At 57.8% G+C, this 18,935-nt stretch carries 22 protein-coding genes; 12 read left to right on the forward strand and 10 right to left on the reverse strand.

Annotation, left to right across the window (positions count from 1 at the left end; genetic code table 11):
- Positions 1-18 precede the first annotated feature (18 nt).
- The 3 genes from MWU39_RS04390 to MWU39_RS04400 all read left to right on the forward strand — a co-directional run bounded on the left by MWU39_RS04390 (position 19) and on the right by MWU39_RS04400 (position 4,256).
- Positions 19-957, forward strand: a complete 939-nt coding sequence (locus MWU39_RS04390) for a D-2-hydroxyacid dehydrogenase (protein ID WP_247158757.1) — start codon at positions 19-21, stop codon at positions 955-957.
- A gap of 175 nt (positions 958-1,132) precedes the next feature.
- Entirely contained in the window at positions 1,133-2,791 is a 1,659-nt protein-coding gene (locus MWU39_RS04395) for an acetolactate synthase large subunit (RefSeq protein WP_247158758.1), read from the forward strand.
- A gap of 28 nt (positions 2,792-2,819) precedes the next feature.
- Positions 2,820-4,256 carry an aldehyde dehydrogenase family protein gene (locus MWU39_RS04400; protein WP_247158759.1) on the forward strand — a complete coding sequence of 479 codons (1,437 nt, stop codon included), beginning with the start codon at positions 2,820-2,822 and terminating at the stop codon, positions 4,254-4,256.
- A gap of 95 nt (positions 4,257-4,351) precedes the next feature.
- Here MWU39_RS04400 and MWU39_RS04405 read toward each other — a convergent pair whose 3' ends face one another.
- A complete protein-coding gene (locus MWU39_RS04405; protein ID WP_247158760.1) occupies positions 4,352-4,771 on the reverse strand; it encodes a hypothetical protein in 420 nt (139 codons plus the stop codon).
- A complete protein-coding gene (locus MWU39_RS04410; RefSeq protein ID WP_247158761.1) occupies positions 4,765-4,986 on the reverse strand; it encodes a hypothetical protein in 222 nt (73 codons plus the stop codon). The genes MWU39_RS04405 and MWU39_RS04410 overlap by 7 nt, the downstream gene beginning before the upstream one ends.
- Positions 4,987-5,133: 147 nt before the next feature.
- On the opposite strand from MWU39_RS04410, the gene MWU39_RS04415 reads away from it, so the two are divergent.
- Positions 5,134-5,799: a LexA family transcriptional regulator gene (locus tag MWU39_RS04415; RefSeq protein WP_247158762.1), complete on the forward strand. Its 666-nt coding sequence runs from the start codon at positions 5,134-5,136 to the stop codon at positions 5,797-5,799.
- Positions 5,800-5,813: 14 nt separating this feature from the next.
- Entirely contained in the window at positions 5,814-6,479 is a 666-nt protein-coding gene (locus MWU39_RS04420; RefSeq protein WP_281501069.1) for an MBL fold metallo-hydrolase, read from the forward strand.
- 17 nt (positions 6,480-6,496) lie between these two features.
- On the opposite strand, the gene MWU39_RS04425 is transcribed toward MWU39_RS04420, so the two are convergent.
- Both MWU39_RS04425 and MWU39_RS04430 read right to left on the reverse strand, forming a co-directional pair.
- On the reverse strand, positions 6,497-6,694 hold the full coding sequence (locus MWU39_RS04425) for a hypothetical protein (RefSeq protein ID WP_247158763.1): 198 nt from the start codon (positions 6,692-6,694) through the stop codon (positions 6,497-6,499).
- A gap of 64 nt (positions 6,695-6,758) precedes the next feature.
- Positions 6,759-7,076, reverse strand: coding sequence for a metalloregulator ArsR/SmtB family transcription factor (locus tag MWU39_RS04430; protein ID WP_247158764.1), 318 nt, complete (start codon positions 7,074-7,076; stop codon positions 6,759-6,761).
- Between the two features lie 87 nt (positions 7,077-7,163).
- Here MWU39_RS04430 and MWU39_RS04435 point away from each other — a divergent pair, with 87 nt between their 5' ends.
- Complete coding sequence (locus MWU39_RS04435; protein ID WP_247158765.1) at positions 7,164-8,153, forward strand: acyl-CoA desaturase; 990 nt, start codon at positions 7,164-7,166, stop codon at positions 8,151-8,153.
- On the opposite strand, the gene MWU39_RS04440 is transcribed toward MWU39_RS04435, so the two are convergent.
- Positions 8,089-8,484, reverse strand: a complete 396-nt coding sequence (locus MWU39_RS04440; RefSeq protein WP_247158766.1) for an MAPEG family protein — start codon at positions 8,482-8,484, stop codon at positions 8,089-8,091. The genes MWU39_RS04435 and MWU39_RS04440 overlap by 65 nt on opposite strands.
- Positions 8,485-8,712: 228 nt before the next feature.
- Between MWU39_RS04440 and rpmF the strand changes: the two genes are divergently transcribed.
- The 5 genes from rpmF (at position 8,713) to MWU39_RS04465 (ending at position 11,880) form a co-directional block, all read left to right on the forward strand.
- Entirely contained in the window at positions 8,713-8,892 is a 180-nt protein-coding gene (rpmF, locus tag MWU39_RS04445) for a 50S ribosomal protein L32 (protein ID WP_247158767.1), read from the forward strand.
- 36 nt (positions 8,893-8,928) lie between these two features.
- Positions 8,929-10,023: a phosphate acyltransferase PlsX gene (gene plsX, locus MWU39_RS04450; RefSeq protein WP_247158768.1), complete on the forward strand. Its 1,095-nt coding sequence runs from the start codon at positions 8,929-8,931 to the stop codon at positions 10,021-10,023.
- A complete protein-coding gene (locus tag MWU39_RS04455; RefSeq protein ID WP_247158769.1) occupies positions 10,020-10,997 on the forward strand; it encodes a beta-ketoacyl-ACP synthase III in 978 nt (325 codons plus the stop codon). Before plsX ends, MWU39_RS04455 begins: the two co-directional genes overlap by 4 nt.
- Positions 10,998-11,123: 126 nt before the next feature.
- Positions 11,124-11,426, forward strand: coding sequence for an integration host factor subunit alpha (locus MWU39_RS04460; protein ID WP_247158770.1), 303 nt, complete (start codon positions 11,124-11,126; stop codon positions 11,424-11,426).
- 22 nt (positions 11,427-11,448) lie between these two features.
- The gene (locus MWU39_RS04465; protein ID WP_247158771.1) at positions 11,449-11,880 is read left to right on the forward strand and encodes a MerR family transcriptional regulator; all 432 of its coding nucleotides are present in this window, start codon (positions 11,449-11,451) and stop codon (positions 11,878-11,880) included.
- Positions 11,881-11,910: 30 nt separating this feature from the next.
- Here the strand turns inward: MWU39_RS04465 and MWU39_RS04470 are convergent, their stop codons facing one another.
- From MWU39_RS04470 to MWU39_RS04485, 4 genes are all read right to left on the reverse strand, one after another.
- Positions 11,911-15,333 (reverse strand): AAA family ATPase, encoded by a 3,423-nt coding sequence (locus MWU39_RS04470; RefSeq protein WP_247158772.1) that lies wholly within the window; start codon positions 15,331-15,333, stop codon positions 11,911-11,913.
- Positions 15,334-15,354: 21 nt separating this feature from the next.
- Entirely contained in the window at positions 15,355-16,125 is a 771-nt protein-coding gene (locus MWU39_RS04475) for a thioredoxin domain-containing protein (RefSeq protein WP_247158773.1), read from the reverse strand.
- Positions 16,126-16,248: 123 nt separating this feature from the next.
- Positions 16,249-17,025 (reverse strand): thioredoxin domain-containing protein, encoded by a 777-nt coding sequence (locus MWU39_RS04480; RefSeq protein WP_247158774.1) that lies wholly within the window; start codon positions 17,023-17,025, stop codon positions 16,249-16,251.
- Positions 17,022-17,597, reverse strand: coding sequence for a DciA family protein (locus tag MWU39_RS04485; protein WP_247158775.1), 576 nt, complete (start codon positions 17,595-17,597; stop codon positions 17,022-17,024). The genes MWU39_RS04480 and MWU39_RS04485 overlap by 4 nt, the downstream gene beginning before the upstream one ends.
- Positions 17,598-17,611: 14 nt before the next feature.
- Between MWU39_RS04485 and MWU39_RS04490 the strand changes: the two genes are divergently transcribed.
- On the forward strand, positions 17,612-18,652 hold the full coding sequence (locus MWU39_RS04490; RefSeq protein ID WP_247158776.1) for an A/G-specific adenine glycosylase: 1,041 nt from the start codon (positions 17,612-17,614) through the stop codon (positions 18,650-18,652).
- On the opposite strand, the gene MWU39_RS04495 is transcribed toward MWU39_RS04490, so the two are convergent.
- The gene (locus MWU39_RS04495; RefSeq protein ID WP_247158777.1) at positions 18,649-18,870 is read right to left on the reverse strand and encodes a hypothetical protein; all 222 of its coding nucleotides are present in this window, start codon (positions 18,868-18,870) and stop codon (positions 18,649-18,651) included. The two genes, MWU39_RS04490 and MWU39_RS04495, sit on opposite strands and share 4 nt — an antisense overlap.
- Between the last annotated feature and the right edge of the window lie 65 nt (positions 18,871-18,935).

Genomic DNA, 18,935 nt, shown 5'->3' on the forward strand with positions numbered 1-18,935 from the left:
TGGAAAGGAAATTGACTGGTGACAATTCTCGCAATTTCAGGACTTATCCGCCCCTTGCTTGAACCGCGCTTGCCAGCCGAACTTGACGTGCGCTGGTTTATGACCCCCGAAGAAGCGGTTGAAGCGGTTAAGGGCGCCGAGATCGGCTGGTTCGATTCCAACAACAAAGACGACATGGTCAAATCGCTCGAAGCGGCGACTGAACTCAAATGGCTCAATTCGATCTATGCGGGCCTCGATTTTCTGCCGATGGATGTCCTGATTGATCGCAATATCACCGTCACCAACGGGGCGGGGATCAATGCGATAACCATCGCCGAATATGTCGTGATGGGTATGCTCAATATCGCCAAGGGATACCGCGAGGTCATGCGCGCACAGGAACGGCGCGAATGGTTGCTTGATAGCCCCGGAAAACGCGAGCTGTCCGGGTCGAAAGCGCTCTTGCTGGGCTATGGTGCGATCGGAAAACTGATCAAACCGCGCCTTGAGGCGTTCGATGTCGATGTAACGGTGGTTCGGCGTTCGGGCGGGGAAGGTGTGCTTACTCCCGATGAATGGCGCGCAAAATTGAGCGAGTTTGATTGGGTCATCCTGGCTGTGCCTGCGACGCCTGAAACCGATGGGATGATCGGAGCAGACGAGATCGCCGCAATGAAGTCTGACGCGGTGATCGTGAACATCGCGCGTGGTGCCGTGATCGATCAACCCGCTCTCGTCAGCGCGCTTGAAGGCAAAAAAATTGGCGGGGCGTTCCTTGATGTGACGACGCCGGAACCTTTACCCGAAGACCACCCGCTCTGGTCGCTCGACAATGCACATATCAGTATGCACCTTTCGGGCCGCGCGCAGGACAAGATGTTTATTCGCAGCGCAGACCGGTTCTTGGACAATCTCGACAAATATCTACGCGGCGAACCTGTTGCCCCGGTTTTCGATCCTCGCATCGGATATTGACCCCAAACAATTGGCGCATTCGTCCAATTCATGCATGGTGTTTGCAGGCACTACTGCGTGCAAGCCTGACCGGGCATTGTGAATGTAACCGTTCGGGCGATTTGAGAGAACATTGAGGTGTAGTGCCTGGTGCCCCGATGCAGTGGCACGTTCTCGAACAAGGGGGGAATTTGAAATGACTGAGACCAAAAAAGCGTCTGACGTGTTCATCGACTGTCTCGAAGCCGAAGGTTGCGAGTACATCTTTGGCGTACCAGGTGAAGAAAACCTGGATTTCCTCGATTCCCTCGGAAAATCGGACAGGATCAAACTGATCCTGACCCGTCACGAGCAAGGCGCGGGCTTTATGGCGGCGACCTATGGCCGCCACACCGGCAAAACCGGCGTCTGCGTGGCGACGCTTGGCCCAGGCGCGACCAATTTTGTGACCTCCGCAGCCTATGCCCAGCTAGGCGGCATGCCCGTACTGATGATCACAGGCCAGAAACCGATCAAGAAATCGAAGCAAGGCCGGTTCCAGATCGTCGATATCGTGTCCCTGATGGAGCCGGTGACGAAGTACTCAATCCAGATTGCTGCGGGTGACAACATCCCAAGCCGCGTGCGCGAGGCGTACCGTCTGGCCGAAGAGGAAAAGCCGGGTGCGACTCTGATCGAGCTGCCCGAAGACATTGCCGAAGAACCGACCGAAGACTTCAAGCCGCTGCCCAAGAGCGTGGCGCGTCGTCCTTCGGCGGAATCCAAAGCTGTTCGCGCGGCCGTCAAAGCGGTTGAGGCGGCGAAGAACCCCGTTCTGGTCATTGGTGCAGGCGCGAACCGCAAATTGTGTGGCCGGATGCTGGAACAATTCGTCGAAAAGACCGGCATTCCGTTCCTGACCACGCAAATGGGCAAGGGTGTTATTGACGAACGCCATCCGAAATTCCTCGGCTGCGCGGCTCTTTCGGCGGGGGACTTCGTTCACCGCGCTGTGGAAGCGTCAGACTGCATCATCAATGTCGGCCACGATGTGATCGAGAAACCGCCATTCTTCATGCACGATAACGGCGTAACCGTGATCCACGTGTCGACCCGCACAGCAGAGGTTGATCCGGTCTACTTCCCGCAAGTCGAATTGATTGGCGATATCGCCAATGCGATCTGGCAGATGAAAGAAGATATCAGCCCGAACCGCAGTTGGAATTTCGATCATATGCTGGCCTATCATCAGGCGGAGCTTGACCACACAGGAGCATTGGCAGCTGACACCCGTTTCCCGATCTTCCCGCCGCATCTGGTTCAGCAAGTGCGTGATTGCATGCCGCGTGATGGCATCATTTGTCTGGACAATGGTATCTACAAAATCTGGTTCGCGCGCGGTTATACCGCGTATCTGCCCAACACCGTGCTGCTCGACAATGCGCTCGCGACAATGGGCGCAGGCCTGCCCAGCGCGATGATGAGCGCGATGCTCTATCCGGAGCGCAAGGTTATGGCGATCTGCGGTGACGGCGGGTTTATGATGAACTCTCAGGAGCTTGAGACTGCGGTCCGCCTAGGTCTTAACCTTACTGTCCTGATCCTGCGCGATGATGCCTACGGTATGATCCGCTGGAAACAGGCCAATATGGGTTTTGACGATTACGGCCTGACCTATGGCAATCCAGACTTCGTCAAATATGTCGAAAGTTATGGCGGCCACGGCCACCGTGTAGAGAGCAGCGAGCATCTCACCGAAGTGCTGGCCCATTGCCGCGACACGCCCGGTGTCCATTTGATCGATTGCCCGGTCGATTATACCGAGAATGATCAGATATTAAATCACGATATCAAGGAACTGAGCGCGAAGTTGTGAGATTGATAGGGATGAAAGGACACACCAGATGCCCCAGCTAAAAGACACCTATCCGCTCTATCTCAACAACAAGGCGGCTCAGCCGAACACCGATCTTAAGGTGACCGATAAGTTCACCGGGGAGGTTGCGTTTCGTACCGCTCTGGCGACGCCGGATGTGATTGAGGAAGCGATTGCAGGCGCGGTCCGCGCGACCCAGCCGATGGCAAAAATGGCGAGTTTTGAACGCAAGGCTGTACTGGAACATTGCGTAAAACGGTTCCGCGAGCGGTATGACGAGCTTGCCTATTCGCTGTGCGTCGAGGCCGGAAAGCCGATTAAGGATGCCGAAGGCGAAGTCGACCGTTTGATCGACACGTTCCAGATTGCCGCAGAGGAATCGACCCGCAATTATGGCGAGGTCCAGCCGCTCGATATCAGCGCGCGGGCCAAGGGATATATGGGCATGTGGAAGCGCGTGCCGATCGGGCCGTGCAGCTTTATCTCGCCGTTCAATTTTCCGCTCAATCTCGCCGCGCACAAAATTGCGCCGGCCATTGCAGTGGGCTGCCCGTTCGTGATGAAGCCAGCGTCAAAGACGCCGCTAGGCGCTTTGATCATGGGCGAAGTTCTGGCAGAAACCGACCTTCCCGAAGGTGCGTTTTCGATCCTTCCGGCAAGCCGCGACGGTGCAGATCTGTTCACCGTTGACGAGCGGCTCAAACTGCTCAGCTTCACCGGTTCGCCCGGTGTTGGTTGGGATTTGAAAGCCAAGGCTGGCAAGAAACCTGTTATCCTCGAACTCGGCGGTAATGCCGCTGTGATCGTCGATAAGGATGCCGATCTCGATCACGCTCTGGAGCGGATCATCTTTGGTGCGTTCTACCAGTCCGGCCAATCCTGCATCGGTGTGCAGCGGATTATCATTCACGAAGACATCTATGATCGCTTCAAGGAAATGCTGGTCACCAAGACGAAAGCGCTCGTCGCGGGCGATCCGAAAGACCGCGACACATTTATCGGCCCTATGATTTCGGACGGTGAAGCAGGGCGGCTCAAAGGCTGGATCGACGATGCCGTGTCAGCGGGCGCAACCTTGCTGTGTGGCGGCGGTCTTTCGAACGGCAATATGTTGGAGGCAACGCTGCTCGAAGGCGTTCCGGCGACGGCTGACGCGAACTGGGAAGAAGCGTTCGGACCGCTCGCCAACCTGTCCAAATTCTCCGACTTTGAAGAGGCTCTGGAGCAGGTGAACCATTCCAAATTTGGCCTTCAGGCTGGCATCTTCACCCGCGATCTGCACCAAGTGCTCGATGCATGGGATACACTCGAAGTCGGCGGTGTAGTGATCAACGATGTGTCATCGTATCGCGTCGACAACATGCCCTATGGCGGTGTGAAAGATTCCGGTCTCGGCCGCGAAGGCATCCGCTTCGCCATGGAAGACATGACCGAGATCCGGAACCTAGTGATCCGGAGAATCTGATTGGCGCAGGCCCATCCGGGCCTGCGTCCTCGCTATACGTGCAGCAAGCTACACCCGCTGCGGGCGCGCAGTCGCGCTTGCGGGCCTTCGGCCCGTTAACTCTCTTCGAGCAACAACAGAACCGCTGTCACCACCATACGCTCGTCATCGCCGTTAAAGCGGTGATCGACTTCGCGGATGGTGGCTTCCGCGACGAGTTGGCCGGGGATGTGGAATTCATGTTCGGGCAGATTTGCGATGAACTCTTCACCGACCTCGACAGCCTCTTTGCCGTCAAAGTCGAGCATCATTTCGTGCCGCGTGCCCGCGAAAGTGATCGAGGCCCACGCTTTCTCCTCGTGTGAAAGCACGCTTGCACGGCCTTCTGAAAGCGTGATCAGCGCCTCGCGCACCCTGTCCGCAATGGTGCGGCGCGGGCGATAGCGGCGCGCCCTTAGCGTCGGGGCCGGGCGCGAGGGGGCATCTGCCGATTTGGTTTCGAGCGGTGCGGGGCGGATCAGTGTGTCGGTCAGCATGGTGCGAGTTCCTCGGTCTGGACTGATGATTGTGTTTGAGCGGCGGTTTCGAACTGTTCCATCCAGCGCAGAGTGCGCGCTTCGGTCGCTGCGCGCGGTATCCGACCCATGCGCAGATCGAGCACAAAGCGCGGGTCATGCGCGGCAAGCCGCCCGAACTTGGTCGCTGGCATGTCGTGGGCGCGCAGGAATTTTTCGACTTTCCGGATCAGCATATCGGTCCCCGTATGGTTCAAAGTGACAGAGCGAATCGCTCAATGTTCACTTAATGTTCCAAGTGAAATCCTACTTGTCTAGGAAAAATCCTATGCTATAGGAAAAATGAAGGGGTCGAGAGCGCTCCTGATGAGGAAAGGGCGACTATGCCACAGTCTGATATGTCACCGGAACGGGCGCGTTTGCTCGAATTGTCACGCGAACGCGGCGTTAGCCTAAGCAGCCTTTCCGAGATGATCGGCCGAAATTCCGCCTATCTCCAACAGTTTATCAAGCGCGGTACGCCTAGAAAGCTGGAAGAGGGGGATCGCGGCAAGCTGGCGCAGTTCTTTGGTGTCGATCAAAATGAACTGTCAGGCACTATGGTTAAGGGAAATTCCTATAACGCTGCACCGTCTTCGACCGAATCGGGCTTCGTCCATGTGCCTCGGATCGATATCAGCGCGTCGGCGGGCCCGGGGGCGCTACCTGACGATGAAGCCCCGTTCGACACGTTCCGTTTCTCCCAGCGCTGGCTTGAGGAGCAAGGCCTGTCAGGCGCGAACCTTTCCGTGATTTCGGTTGAAGGGGACTCGATGGAGCCGCTGCTTAATGATGGCGATGAAATTCTGGTCGACCGGACGCCGCGCGCATTCCGCGATGGCGTGCATGTCGTGCGGCTCGGCGAAACCCTGATGGTGAAGCGCGTCGCAAGTGCAGGGGCAGGGCGGTTGGCATTGCTTAGCCAAAACCTCGCTTATCCTCCCGTTAGCGTTGCCGTAGAGGATGTGGAGATTATTGGCCGCGTGGTCTGGAAAGGTGGACGGATTTAGCCCACATAGCCTCCATGACCGACAAACCGACACCTCCGATCAAAGCCGCTATCATTCCCGTCACTCCGCTTCAGCAGAACTGCTCGCTGATCTGGTGCACCAAGACGAACAAGGCGGCGCTCACCGATCCAGGCGGCGATCTCGACAAATTGAAAGAAGGCGTCGCCAAAGCGGGCGTTGGGCTGGAGAAGATCCTGATCACCCACGGGCATCTCGATCATTGCGGTCAGGCCGGCATGCTGGCCGAGGAACTGGGCTTGCCGATCGAAGGGCCACACAAGGATGATCTGTTCTGGATCGAGCAGCTCGATAATGACGGCGCGCGATACGGGATGGAGGCCAAGAGCTTCACCCCCGATCGTTGGCTGGAGCATGGCGATACGGTGACCGTTGGCGAACTCACGCTGGATGTGATCCACTGTCCCGGACACACGCCCGGCCATGTCGTGTTTTTCCACGCACCGAGCAAGTTTGCGATTGTTGGCGATGTGATTTTTCAGGGCTCAATCGGCCGGACGGACTTTCCGCGCGGCAATCATCAGGATTTGATCGACGCGATTACACAGCGCCTCTGGCCGCTTGGTGATGATGTGCTGTTTATTCCCGGTCACGGTCCGACCAGCACTTTTGGCCAAGAACGTAAGACCAATGCGTTTGTGAGCGACTACGCTTTGTCTTAACTGGTTTGAGCGGCTCGTCAGAGGTCAAGAAAGCGCTGTATCAGCTTCACCCAGAGGTAGAGTACGCCCAAATATAGAATTGGGCCGACAATGAGCATCAGTGAGCCGCCGAGAGCGCCTGCCGTTATTGAGAATGCGAGAACCGTAAAAAGCATTAGCAAGATCAGCTGCACAAACAACGTCATGCCAGCGAACATTTGCGCAATTGTTCTCATCTTTCCCCCCTGAACCAGTTCATTGTTCCGGATTTCGGAAAGTAAATCAAGGGCCTGTGACCAATTACGTCTTGTCTTGATCAGCCTTGCTCAGCGCCTTGCTTTCTTTCTTGAGCGGACGGGCGACGGGGCAGACATCCTGCACATAGCCGTTGAGTGTGTTTGCGAGATTTTCGCGAACGACGCGGTAGTGCACATATTGCCCGCGCTTTTCGCTTTCGACGAGGCCAGCGTTTTCAAGCACCTTCAAATGTTGAGACACAGCGGGCTTTGATATGTCGAACCGCTCCGCAATCTGACCGGCGGTAAGCTCGGATTCGGACAAATATGCCAGAATTTTGCGGCGGATAGCGGAGGCGAGGGCTTCGAAAACTTTTTGCATGATAAGAGGCATATAAGCAGTTGCTTAAATACTTCCAAGAGGCCATAGGTAATTAAGTAATACGTTAATTACCTATGGAGTCGAAGCATGGAGCGCGATCAGGGCAGAGATAGATGCGAGGTGAACTGGATTGTCGAGACGCCCGAAGCGGATCCTGCAAAGGGCAAAGTTCGATGGGATCCGGTTCACAGCATGTGGAATGGCGGAATGCTCATTGCAGCCATCGCGATGGTGCCGTTCTTCACTACGCCTGCCGCGGTCGCAGTTGGCATGGGTCTGACAGGCCTTATGCTCCTCCTCGGTCACTCGGTCGGATTTCACCGGCTGCTGATCCATGGCAGTTTTGAAACAGCACCCTGGCTGCGGCCGTTTCTAATCTGGTGCGGCACTGTCGCTGGAATGAGCGGACCGATCTGGATCGTGCGAACCCATGACCTGCGCGATTGGGCGCAGCGACAAAGCGACTGCCACGATTATCTCGCCCATCGCCGCCCTATGCTCATCGATGCATGGTGGCAGTTGCATTGCACTTTAAAGTTGGAGAATCCGCCTGAATTCGACCTAAGCCGTCTTGAGCAAAGCCGCTTTATCCGATGGATGGAGCGGACATGGATGCTGCATCAGATTCCTGTCGCGGCGCTGTTGTTCTGGCTTGGCGGCTGGCCGTTTGTTGTCTGGGGTGTGTTTGTCCGCGTCGCGCTGACCGTGCATGGGCACTGGTTTGTGGGCCATTTGGCGCATCGGCGCGGACCGCAAAGCTGGCGCGTCAAAGAGGCTGGCGTGCAGGCGCACGATGTCCCGTGGGCGGGCCTCATCACCATGGGGGAGGCGTGGCACAACAATCACCACGCCTATCCGGGCAGCGCCCGCATTGGGCTAAAACCCGGCCAAAGCGACTGGGGATACCGGTTTATTCAACTGCTCGAGCGTATTGGTCTCGCTTGGGATATATGTCTGCCGAGCGATATGGCAGGCAGAGATCAGAAGCTTGAAACCGTGCGCAAGGAAGCGGCTACATCACGCGCGCACCGATCAGCACCGCGACCACCGCAAGACCGAGCAGCGTCAACATTGTGACGATGGTGCCGATCATGCGGCCTTTGCCGAACGATCCGCCATCCATGCCGAAACCGTGTGCGATGCGTCCCAGGATATACAGAGCCGCAACATAGGCGAGCCATTGGTCCCCTTTGCCGGTCAATTCGATGGCGGCGATCAGAATCAAAACAAAGGGTGCGCTCTCGATAAAGTTGGAATGCGCACGCATCCGGCGGATGACATTCTCGTTTCCGTCATCGCCGACAAACACCTTTTCCGCGTTGCGCACACGGCCCACGCGCATCATCAACCAGATGTTGAGAATCGCGGCGGCTGCGGCGGCGGCGAGCGTTACTGGAAGCAGTGTCATATTTGTGATCCCCTCAATGAAGTGTTGGCGGACCTGCTACAGAGCGCGCGCAGCGCTTGCAACGCGCGAGTTTTCAGCTATAGCGCGCGGCTTCCCGCCAGCTTAGGGCAAGGACGCTCACAGGTGCATACGTGCTTGTGTGAAACGCGACCATGGCTTAAGGGCGGCTTCAAGACTTTACGTCATCCTATACGAACACACGAATTTATTTGAGGAAATGGTGCCGCCATGGCTGTTCCAAAGAGAAAAGTATCCCCACATCGCCGCGGCAATCGCCGCGCACACGATTCGCTGAAAGTTGAAGCACATCACGAGTGCAACAATTGTGGTGAGCTAAAGCGTCCGCACAATCTGTGCCCGCATTGCGGCTTCTACAACGGTCGTGAGGTTATCGCGGTCGGCCTTTAAGGCACCTGCGAGCCGACATTGAACGGAGTGAGTGACATGAGCCTGCCGCGTATCGCTATTGATGCGATGGGCGGCGATGAAGGCGTGCGCGTTATGGTCGAAGGCGCAGCGCTGGCCCGTCGCTCTCACGACAGTTTCAACTTCTTGCTGGTCGGAGATCAAGCGCGGATTGAAGCCGCGCTTGAAGCGCATCCGGGTATGCGCGAAGCATCCGAGATTCTTCATTGCGATGATGTGATCTCCGGCGATGAACAACCCAGCAAAGCTATTCGCCGCGCCAAAACCACGAGCATGGGCCTCGCCGTCAATGCGGTGAAAGAAGGTGCGGCTGGTGCGGCGGTTAGCGCCGGAAATACCGGCGCGCTGATGGCCATGAGCAAAATTGCTCTGCGCACCATGCCCGGGATTGATCGCCCTGCGCTTGCGGCCATTATGCCTACGCTAGAGCCGCACGACGTCGTAATGCTCGACCTTGGCGCCAACACCGAAGCCGACGCCCGCAACCTGGTGCAATATGCGGTGATGGGGGCAGCATATGCCCGGATCGTAAACGATTTTGAACAGCCGACTGTTCGTCTACTCAATATCGGCACCGAAGAGATCAAAGGCACTGATGCGCTGCGCGATGCGGCAGCACGCCTGACAGAAGCCTGTGCCAAGGATGACGGCGGGCTAGCGCTCAATTTCTCAGGCTTCATTGAAGCTGACAAAATCAATCGCGGCGAAACCCATGTGGTTGTTACGGATGGATTCTCCGGAAATATCGCTTTGAAAGCGATTGAAGGATCTGCGCGGTTTGTGACCGATCTTTTAAGACAAGCTTTCACCAGTTCGATCCGGTCCAAAGTCGGCTTTCTTGTTTCACGGCCAGCGACCGAATTGCTGCGCCATCACCTCGATCCGAACAATCACAACGGTGCGGTATTCCTCGGCCTGAACGGCGTAGTGGTGAAGAGCCATGGCAGCGCGACCGCCAAGGGCGTAGCCAACGCTGTAACAGTCGCAGCGCGTTTGCTCGAAGACAAGCTGACGCAGCGAATCGCCGAAGATTTGAGCGAATTGGGCGAGGCAGCGCTGAAGAAGAATGTGTCTTCTGCAGCATCCGCGCCAAACGGTGAGGCCGCAGCGTGACAGGTGCGCGGATATTGGGCTCCGGCTCTGCTTTGCCAGACCGTGTGGTGACCAATGCCGATCTTGCCGCGCAAATTGACACCAGCGATGAATGGATTGTCGAACGTACCGGCATTCGCCAACGTCATATTGCGGGTGAGGGCGAAACCACGTCGACGCTCGCCATTGCTGCGGCTCGTGCAGCGATAGCCGACGCGGGGATTGAGGCATCGAGCATCGATCTGATTATCCTTGCCACGGCAACGCCAGACAACACGTTCCCCGCCACCGCGACAAAGGTTCAGCATGCCCTTGGCTGCAATGGCGGAGTCGCCTTTGATGTCGCGGCGGTGTGCTCAGGCTTTCTTTATGCGCTTGCGACAGCCGATTCGCTGCTCAAAACAGGTTTGGGAAAGCGCGCGTTAGTTATTGGCGCAGAAACTTTTTCACGGATCCTTGATTGGGAAGATCGCACCACTTGTGTGCTGTTTGGTGATGGGGCAGGCGCGATTGTGCTTGAGGCTCAGGGTGCAAGTGAAGCGCCTGACAGCAAGCTTTCGGGCATCCTCGCAAGCCGGCTTCATGCCGATGGAGCGCAGCACGACTTGCTCTATGTCGATGGCGGGCCTTCGACCACGCAAACGGTCGGCCACTTGCGCATGAAGGGCCGCGAAGTCTTCCGCCACGCAGTTGTAAACCTTGCGAGCGTTCTCAATGAAGTGATTGAAGATGCAGGCGTTTCTAGTGCCGATATCGATTGGGTCGTGCCGCATCAGGCCAATGCGCGCATTCTCGATGCGACCGCCAAAAAGCTCGGCATCCCGCCTGAAAAGGTGATCGTGACAGTTGATCAGCATGCGAACACTTCAGCCGCTTCTGTACCACTGGCATTTGATACAGCACGGCGCGATGGACGGATCAAATCGGGTGATCTTGTGATGTTCGAAGCGATGGGCGGCGGCTTCACTTGGGGCGCAAGTCTCGTCCGGCTTTGACCTCGCGAGCCTTGCGAAACGTGCAAAAGCACGTGATTTTTCTGCGTGTAAGTTGCGAATGAAACCATTGTCGATTACAGCCGTAGGCCTTCGGGATGGGTCGCACCAACGAACGGAGGTTAGCGCATGATGCGTTCAGTAGGTACGCTTACTCGCGCCGATCTGGCTGAGACTATAAATAGAAAACTCGGATTCAGCCGGGCGGAATCACTCGACCTAGTTGAGGCCATTTTGGATAAAATGTGCAACGCAATGGCCGATGGCGAGAATGTAAAAATTTCGGGCTTTGGCAGTTTCGTTTTGCGCGATAAGAACGAGCGCATTGGCCGCAATCCCAAAACCGGGGTTGAGGTACCAATCACGCCGCGCAGGGTGATGACATTCCGCGCGAGCCAACTGCTCAAGGAACAGATTGCCAAGGGCGGCTAACACGCAGGAGCGATGAGGGCGCATGACTGATTTCGACGATGGTAAAGATGATGGCGCATTGCGCACCATCGGTGAAGTCAGTGAAGCGCTCGATATCAAGCCGCATGTCCTGCGTTACTGGGAGCAGCAGTTTTCTCTGCTGAAGCCGCTAAAGCGAACTGGCGGCCGCCGGTATTATCGTCCCAAAGATGTCGAACTGGTCGAAGAGATCAATCGTCTCGTCAATGACGAGGGCTACACCCTTAAGGGTGCGGAAGCTGTGCTTCGGTCTTCGGGTAAGCCGGAATTGGACCGTCGTCAGGACGATCGCCGGAGCGGTGACCGCCGCGCTGCTGCCGACACGGACGGTGCTACGGCGTCTGCGAGCGATCGCAATCTGCAGCCCAAGATCAGCGATGCGGTCGCGAAACTAAAGGCGATCCGTCAGCGCTTGGGTCAGGCCATCGAAGCCTGACGCTCCGCGCATTTAATTTAGAAATTTGGGCTATTCGGCTGCGAGAAGCTCGGCTTCACCAAGGTCAACACTGACTAAGCGCGACACGCCTTTCTCGGCCATCGTTACACCAAACAAGCGGTGCATGCGGCTCATCGTTACAGCGTTGTGCGTAACGATCAGATACCGCGTATTGGTCGTCCGCACCATGGAATCGAGCAAGTCGCAGAACCGCTCGACATTGGCATCATCCAGCGGTGCGTCGACCTCATCCAACACGCAGATCGGTGCAGGATTGGTGAGGAACAGCGCAAAGATCAGGGCGGTCGCGGTCAAAGCCTGCTCACCTCCAGACAGAAGCGAGAGCGATTGCAAGCGTTTGCCAGGAGGTTGCGCGAAAATCTCAAGCCCGGCTTCCAAGGGATCATCGCTGTCGATGAGCGCAAGATGCGCTTGTCCGCCTTGGAACAGACGCGGATACAGTTCCTGAAAGTGCTGATTTACCTCATCAAATGCGAGACGCAAACGTTCGCGGCCCTCGCGGTTTAGGTTGCCGATTGATCCGCGCAAACGGGCGACGGCTTCGGTCAACTCGGCCTGCTCGCTCGCATTGGTGCCGTGTTCGGATTCGATCCGCTCCAGTTCTTCGGCGGCGACGAGATTGACCGGTCCGATCCGCTCACGGCTGGCGACAAGCCTGTCCATTTCTTCGGATTCGACGGGAGATTGTTTGACGTCGCTCTCTTCGAATTCGAACCTTTCGCAAAGCAGCGGGGGAGGGCACTGGAAGCGCTCGCCGGATATGCGCGCCATTTCGCTGCGGCGCTCCTCTTCGCTTTCGGCGCGTGCGGCCAGAGTTGCCCGGCCTTCGCGCGCCTGCGCAAGGTTTTCCGTGACTTCGACCAATTGGCGTTCGGTCTTGGTCAGCGCCTCTTGCGCAGTGTCTTTGGCATTCTCTGCCGCTGCGAGCTCGCGGGATAGCTTTTCGCGCATCACATCGCCTTGCTCGATCTCCGCGATCAGCGAAGCGGGCTTTGCAGCAATAACCGCGCGTTCTTCCTCGATTTCCTCAAGTCTTCGTCCCGCTTCGGCGGTCCGCTGAGTCGCCTCGGATGAACGGGCTTTCCAATTGGCATGGTCGCTCTGCTGCGCGGCCAATCGCTCACGGGAAACGGCCAGCGCCTGATCATGCGATGCGAGTTCAGCGAGGGCCGCCTGAACCGCCGTCTTCGCCGCTTCGTGCTTGGCCTGTGCCGCTTCGAGCGACGCGCGACCGGCGTCGGGTGAGGGCAGGCTCTCGCGTTTCTCTTTTGCCGCGGCGAGCTCGGCTTCCGCCGCTTCGACCTGTTCGATCAGATCATTGGAGGTTTGCTCCAACTCTTCGAGCCGTGCTGCAATCCGGTCTTTTGCCGCTTCGGCTTGATCCAGTTGCCGCAGCGCGTGTCGCTCCGCATCAATTGCGCCAGCAATATCGCGCTCCTGTGCGACTAGAGAAGATTGCAATGCGGTCAGTTCTTCGCGGGCGCTTGTCTCAACTGCCTCAGCCTGTTCCGCCGCTGCTCGCATATCGGGCAAGATCGCTTCAAGTTCGCTGAGGCGGTTCGCCGCTTCGAGCCGCGCCGCCTCGGCGGAGCCTTCGCCGCGCGCGATGAAGCCATCCCAGCGTCGTAAGTGGCCGCCCGTTGTGACGAGCCATTCACCGGGGCCAAGGTTGCGCCCGTCATCCTCGCTGGCAAGATGCACCAGCGCCAATCGAGCGCGCAGTTCGGTTGGGCAATCGGTGATTTGATCGAGCAGGCTATCGGCGACTTGCGCTGGCGCGTTGCCGCCGGTCCAAAACCGCCCATCGGTTGGCGCAGATGGAGATCCCAAAGGAGACTTTGCATCGCGGCCAAGGACGGCTGCGAGAGCGCGTTCGTATCCTTTCGCGACCCGCACTTTATCGAGAGCTGCTGGAAGGCCTTCGCGGTTCTTTGCATTCTTCACGCGAGCATCGCGGTCGCGGCTTAGAGCGGTGTATTCACGCTCTACACCAGTCAGTTCGGCTTTGGCCGCTGCGAGCTTTGCACCAGTCTCGTCACGGGCGGATTGCAGCTCGGCCTTACGTTCCTTGTCCAATTCAAGTTTCGCGCGCAGGCGTTCAACGTCGCGGCTCGCTTCCTCGGTTGCTTCGCGCGCTTCGATGACTGCGTGTTCGGGATCTTCGCCGCCCGACAGTTCATTTCGCGTGGCAGCGATCCTCTCGGTTTCGCGGGTTAGCCGCGATAGCCGCGTTTCGGCTTGCTCGATGGCGGCTTCTGCGACGCGCCATTCGGCCTCGACACCGGCATGGTCCGCCGTGGCCTTGGCCAGCGCCAATTCGGCTGTACGGCTGGCGCGTTCGGTGTCTTCGCTGCGAGCGGCGATCGAGGGGCGGGCGGCTTCCGCTTCCGCCACGCTTTTCTCGCCAGTCTCCAGCTCCCGAGACAGGCGTTTGAGCGCATCAACCGCATCGGCCGTGAGACGATCGGCATCCTGACGGTCTTCTTCAAGCCGTGTCCGTTGGCGATCAAGACTGGCAAGGCGCGCTTCGGCTGCCTCAAGCTTTTCCGAAAGCGAAGCCATCCGGTGGCCATGCGCGCTGGCATCATCGCGCCGGTCCGTTAATTCGTCGCGCGCATCGGCCAGCTTGCTCGCGGCCTCGGCCTGTTCTTTCTGCGCTGCTTCTGTTGCTGTCTGAGCCTCGGCAACGCGCGCCTCTGCGCCTTCTGCTGCGGCGCGTGCCTCTTTCGCTGCTCTTGCGGCATCGCGCCAGCGTGCAAACAAAAGCCGCGCTTCGGACACGTTGATTTGATCGGTCAGTTTTTTGTAGCGTTCAGCTTGTTTGGACTGACGCCGCAGCGATGCGATTTGCGAATCCAGACCCGCCATCAAATCTTCGAGCCGGGCAAGGTTGGCTTCGGTTGATCGAAGTTTGCTCTCGGCATCTTTGCGGCGAACGTGCAGGCCAGAAATGCCCGCCGCCTCTTCGAGCATTTTGCGCCGCTCAGCGGGCTTGGCGGCGATCACCTGAGCGATCTTGCCTTGTGAGACGAGGGCGGGGGAGTGCGCGCCTGTCGCGGCATCGGCAAAGGTAAGCGCGACGTCTTTTGCGCGCACATCATTGCCGTTTACACGGTAAGCGCTGCCCGCACCGCGCTCAATCCGGCGGGTGACAACCAGATCCTCGCCGTCGTCGTCTGCGGCGTGAAGCACGACTTCGGCGAATGCGCGTTCGGGCCGCGTTGATGTGCCTGCAAAGATAACATCTTCCATCCCGCCAGATCGCATCGACTTGGCAGAGGTTTCCCCCATGACCCAACGGATGGCTTCGAGCAGGTTGGATTTGCCGCACCCATTGGGGCCGACAACACCGGTTAAACCGGGTTCAATGCGCAGTTCAGCCGGCTCGACAAAGCTCTTGAAACCACTGAGCTTGAGCCGGCTGATCTGCATAGTTTGGCGGTGACCCCGTTCTTACTCGGTGCGAGCGCCTGCGCGTTGCAGGATCGGTTCGAGTTGGGCCCAGCTGCGCTCTTCGAGCTTACGGCCGTTGAGGAAGAAGGTCGGGGTTGCCTGAACACCAAGTTCTTGGGCCTGCGTGCTGGATGCTTCGGCGATGCCTTCAATCGTTTCAGTGTCGGCGAGGCACGTGCGGGCTTGATCAGCGGAAAGACCGCGGGCCGAGAAGAATTCGATAAGTCCAGCTGCTTGGCCAATTGCGACAAAGCGTTGGTCGACTGGCAAATTGCCTGCCGCTTCGTATGCCGCGCCGTTCTGCTGAACATTCTGAAAAATTCCGTCCAGCGAGGCCCAAGCTTGATCCGAAAGCGGCTGCATGTTTTCTTTCGTGCCACAGCGGACAAGCGTTGCGATGGAAAGGTCAATCGGATCGCGAACGAGGTTGCGCTGTTCAAAGCTTACAACGCCGGTCGAAACGTAGTCAGCCTTGATTGATGGTTTTGCTGTTGCGGCGAATTGCGCACAGGCACCGCAAGTGTGCGAGGCGTACTCAACCAGTTTGATTGGCGCGTCAGGATTGCCGAGAACATAGCCGCCCTCTTCGCTGACCGTAACGGTTTCGGTCCAGCTTGTTCCCTCTGGTGCATCAATCGCAGCGATTGGTTCACCGGCTTCTGTGCCGGCTTCTGCCGGATCGCTGCCGCATGCAGCGAGTGCCAGCGCAATAGGCGCGGTCATGCCAAACGCGATTGCGCGGCGTGTCATGTTGGAACGGATCGAAGTCATCGAATTCACCTTCAGTCGAATGGAAAAGATTAAACCTGTGTTTCTAGGTGCGCCAATAGCGCGAACCGACGTGCTTGTGCAAAAAACCTGCATAAGTTGGGGGTGGTTCGAATTGGCACGGAATTAACCTGACAATTCGTCTTCTGCGCTCTTGGGCTTCGGCTTGAAGCGCTCGGCAAGAATTTCGTACAGGCCATCCCAGGAATTCACACCTTGAAGCAGCTCCCCGTCGAGCGCAAAATGCGGCACCGCAAAGCCTTCAGGATCTGTCGGAAGATCGAAATCCTGCGCATCGGCTTCGCTATTGGCGCGCAGCGCAGCGATAGCTTTGCGGTCAGTCAGGCAGCGATTGAGGTCCATCCGCGAATATCCGCGCCGCCGCGCCAGAATGTCGTCGAGCCTAAGCCCGCTTACCAACCCTGCCCGTGCAGCGGGAGTGTCGCGAGACCAAGCCGTGCGCGCAAAGCCGCCCGAATTGCCCCAGACCTCGCGCCATTTCTTCTGATGCCGCATGAACATTGAATGGTTCACTTTAAACTTCTCAGGTGCACCGCATTGACTCAATAAGCTCATCGGCAGGTCAACTGGATGGTTGATCCGCTGGCGTATCTCCACGCTAAGCAGGCCGGGGGCGAGCAGCGCATAATCCAGTTCCGGATCACCGCGAAAAGCGAATGTGTGGCAGCCTTCACAGGCGTAGCTTGTGAAGATGATGAGCTGGGCTTCGGCATCGGGATTGCCGATAAGGTGCCCGCGTTCGGTCCGCTCGACCGTCGCATGCCACGCTTTCTTGCTGGTGGTGTCGACATAGTCGCTATCCGGGTTGGATAGCTGGTTTTCTTGGGCGATTGCGGGTGCCGCGATCAAAGCAAGCGCCATAGCGCTGAATATCGCTTTCATTCTGTGCCCTTATCCCCGTCCTTATCGTCGAAGCTGCGCGCGAGCGATTCAAGCACCTCGCGCAGTTCAGGATCGCCGATATCGCGCAAGGAATCCCCGAGTTCCATCGGGATCGGCTTGAGCGAAGGCGGCGCCTTGGCAGGCTGTTGAGCATGCGGCGGCTTAACCGCACCTTGCCGGATTTTTACACGCGAAACGGCGCTGTAGCCAAAGAAGCGGTTTACCCGCTCCATTATCTCCGGCGTGACTTGCTGGATAAGCGGCGCATGTGCCGGGCTGACCACCAACTGCAAGATGCCTTCGGATTTCTCTCCGGGCGGGAAACGGATCGCTTCCGGGCTGCACACACGCGCATGTTGCGCCCCGACAATCTCTGGCCAACGGGTGACGACCGAGCTTTGGACGAAACCGAAGCGGCGAAAGGCGGTTCGGCCAATTTCTGGCATCAGATCGCCAATCGCTTTCGGCCCGCGGCCGCGCGGACGCTGGTAAGGCTTTGCCGTCTTCTTGCCCGATTTGCGCGGTTTTCCCGGCTTTGGTGTATCGTCGCTTCCCATATCCTGAAAAGCCATGCCATAGGGCGCGTGTGACTTCCACGACTTCCGCACTCTCATCCACTTTGCTGGGCTGGTACGATGTTCATGCGCGCGCGCTGCCGTGGCGCAATCCGCCCGGTGAACCGGTGCCCAATGATCCAGCATGGCCGTATCGCGTGTGGTTATCCGAAGTGATGCTGCAACAGACGACAGTCGCTGCGGTGAAGCCCTATTTCGAGAAATTCACACAGCGCTGGCCAGATGCGCATGCGCTTGCGGCGGCTTCTGATGACGAAATTATGGCCGCCTGGGCGGGGCTGGGGTATTATTCGCGTGCCCGCAATCTGGCGAAATGCGCGCGCGAAGTCGCCAGCCTTGGCGGTTTTCCGCAAACCGAAGCGGAGCTTTTAGAGCTGCCCGGGCTGGGAGCGTATACCGCCGCTGCTATTGCTTCTATCGCGTTTGGCGAGAGGGCCGTCGTGATCGACGCCAATGTGGAGCGCGTCGTCTCGCGGCTGTTCAACATCACCGAACCTTTGCCCAAATCGCGCAAGGCGATCCGTGAGAATGCTGATTTGATCACGCCAGACGCGCGGGCCGGTGATTTTGCCCAGGCGATGATGGATTTGGGATCGAGCATCTGCACCAGCAGAACGCCCAAATGCTTGCTGTGTCCACTTCAATCGGAGTGCCAAGGGCTGAAAGCCGGAGAGCCAGAGCGCCTTCCGGTGAAGCCGCCGAAGAAAGCCAAGCCAGAACGGATTGGCACATCATATTGGCTTGAGCGCGACGGGCATGTCTGGCTCGTCACACGGCAAGGCACCGGAATGCTGGGCGGTATGCGCGCTTTGCCCGATGACGGATGGACAGCGCGAGAGGATGGCAGCGGTGAGCCGCCGTGTGATGCGGATTGGAGCGAGCTTGGTGCCGTAAGGCACACATTCACGCATGCGCATTTGACGCTGTCTGTTCAGCGCGCTGAAATTCGCTCAATGCCAGATGGCGAGGGCGAGTGGTGGCCCATCAGCGATATCGACAATGCCGGATTGCCGACATTGTTTGCTAAAGCTGCGCGGCTCGCGCTTGCTTAGATAATTCCGCCACCAATCGACAGTCTGATGGCTGCGATCACAAGAACGATAAGACAGAAATTCCGCCCGCTATCGCTCGAAGAAAGCGCCCCCAGGACCACGCCAATCACAATCAGTGGAAGGGCAAGCCAGTTACCCCAGCCAAGGAATGGAATGGCTGACGGAATAACGATGACGAGTGAGAGAAGGCCGAAAAGCCATGCGAGTATATTGAACATGCGTATTATATGGGTAATACACTCCGTGAATTCAAGTCCCGATTGACCACTTAGTTCAACTCGCC

The organism is Erythrobacter sp. F6033, from assembly GCF_023016005.1.
Taxonomy (GTDB): Bacteria; Pseudomonadota; Alphaproteobacteria; order Sphingomonadales; family Sphingomonadaceae; genus Erythrobacter.

What these genes read in the sequence shown, in the direction of transcription:
- MWU39_RS04395 (WP_247158758.1), top strand. Translation starts at nt 1,133, where the DNA reads ATGACTGAGACCAAAAAAGCGTCTGACGTGTTCATCGACTGTCTCGAA.
- MWU39_RS04400 (WP_247158759.1), top strand. Translation starts at nt 2,820, where the DNA reads ATGCCCCAGCTAAAAGACACCTATCCGCTCTATCTCAACAACAAGGCG.
- MWU39_RS04405 (WP_247158760.1), bottom strand. Translation starts at nt 4,771, where the DNA reads ATGCTGACCGACACACTGATCCGCCCCGCACCGCTCGAAACCAAATCG.
- MWU39_RS04410 (WP_247158761.1), bottom strand. Translation starts at nt 4,986, where the DNA reads ATGCTGATCCGGAAAGTCGAAAAATTCCTGCGCGCCCACGACATGCCA.
- MWU39_RS04415 (WP_247158762.1), top strand. Translation starts at nt 5,134, where the DNA reads ATGCCACAGTCTGATATGTCACCGGAACGGGCGCGTTTGCTCGAATTG.
- MWU39_RS04420 (WP_281501069.1), top strand. Translation starts at nt 5,814, where the DNA reads ATGACCGACAAACCGACACCTCCGATCAAAGCCGCTATCATTCCCGTC.
- MWU39_RS04425 (WP_247158763.1), bottom strand. Translation starts at nt 6,694, where the DNA reads ATGAGAACAATTGCGCAAATGTTCGCTGGCATGACGTTGTTTGTGCAG.
- MWU39_RS04430 (WP_247158764.1), bottom strand. Translation starts at nt 7,076, where the DNA reads ATGCAAAAAGTTTTCGAAGCCCTCGCCTCCGCTATCCGCCGCAAAATT.
- MWU39_RS04435 (WP_247158765.1), top strand. Translation starts at nt 7,164, where the DNA reads ATGGAGCGCGATCAGGGCAGAGATAGATGCGAGGTGAACTGGATTGTC.
- MWU39_RS04440 (WP_247158766.1), bottom strand. Translation starts at nt 8,484, where the DNA reads ATGACACTGCTTCCAGTAACGCTCGCCGCCGCCGCAGCCGCCGCGATT.
- rpmF (WP_247158767.1), top strand. Translation starts at nt 8,713, where the DNA reads ATGGCTGTTCCAAAGAGAAAAGTATCCCCACATCGCCGCGGCAATCGC.
- plsX (WP_247158768.1), top strand. Translation starts at nt 8,929, where the DNA reads ATGAGCCTGCCGCGTATCGCTATTGATGCGATGGGCGGCGATGAAGGC.
- MWU39_RS04460 (WP_247158770.1), top strand. Translation starts at nt 11,124, where the DNA reads ATGATGCGTTCAGTAGGTACGCTTACTCGCGCCGATCTGGCTGAGACT.
- MWU39_RS04465 (WP_247158771.1), top strand. Translation starts at nt 11,449, where the DNA reads ATGACTGATTTCGACGATGGTAAAGATGATGGCGCATTGCGCACCATC.
- MWU39_RS04470 (WP_247158772.1), bottom strand. Translation starts at nt 15,333, where the DNA reads ATGCAGATCAGCCGGCTCAAGCTCAGTGGTTTCAAGAGCTTTGTCGAG.
- MWU39_RS04475 (WP_247158773.1), bottom strand. Translation starts at nt 16,125, where the DNA reads ATGACTTCGATCCGTTCCAACATGACACGCCGCGCAATCGCGTTTGGC.
- MWU39_RS04480 (WP_247158774.1), bottom strand. Translation starts at nt 17,025, where the DNA reads ATGAAAGCGATATTCAGCGCTATGGCGCTTGCTTTGATCGCGGCACCC.
- MWU39_RS04485 (WP_247158775.1), bottom strand. Translation starts at nt 17,597, where the DNA reads ATGGCTTTTCAGGATATGGGAAGCGACGATACACCAAAGCCGGGAAAA.
- MWU39_RS04495 (WP_247158777.1), bottom strand. Translation starts at nt 18,870, where the DNA reads ATGTTCAATATACTCGCATGGCTTTTCGGCCTTCTCTCACTCGTCATC.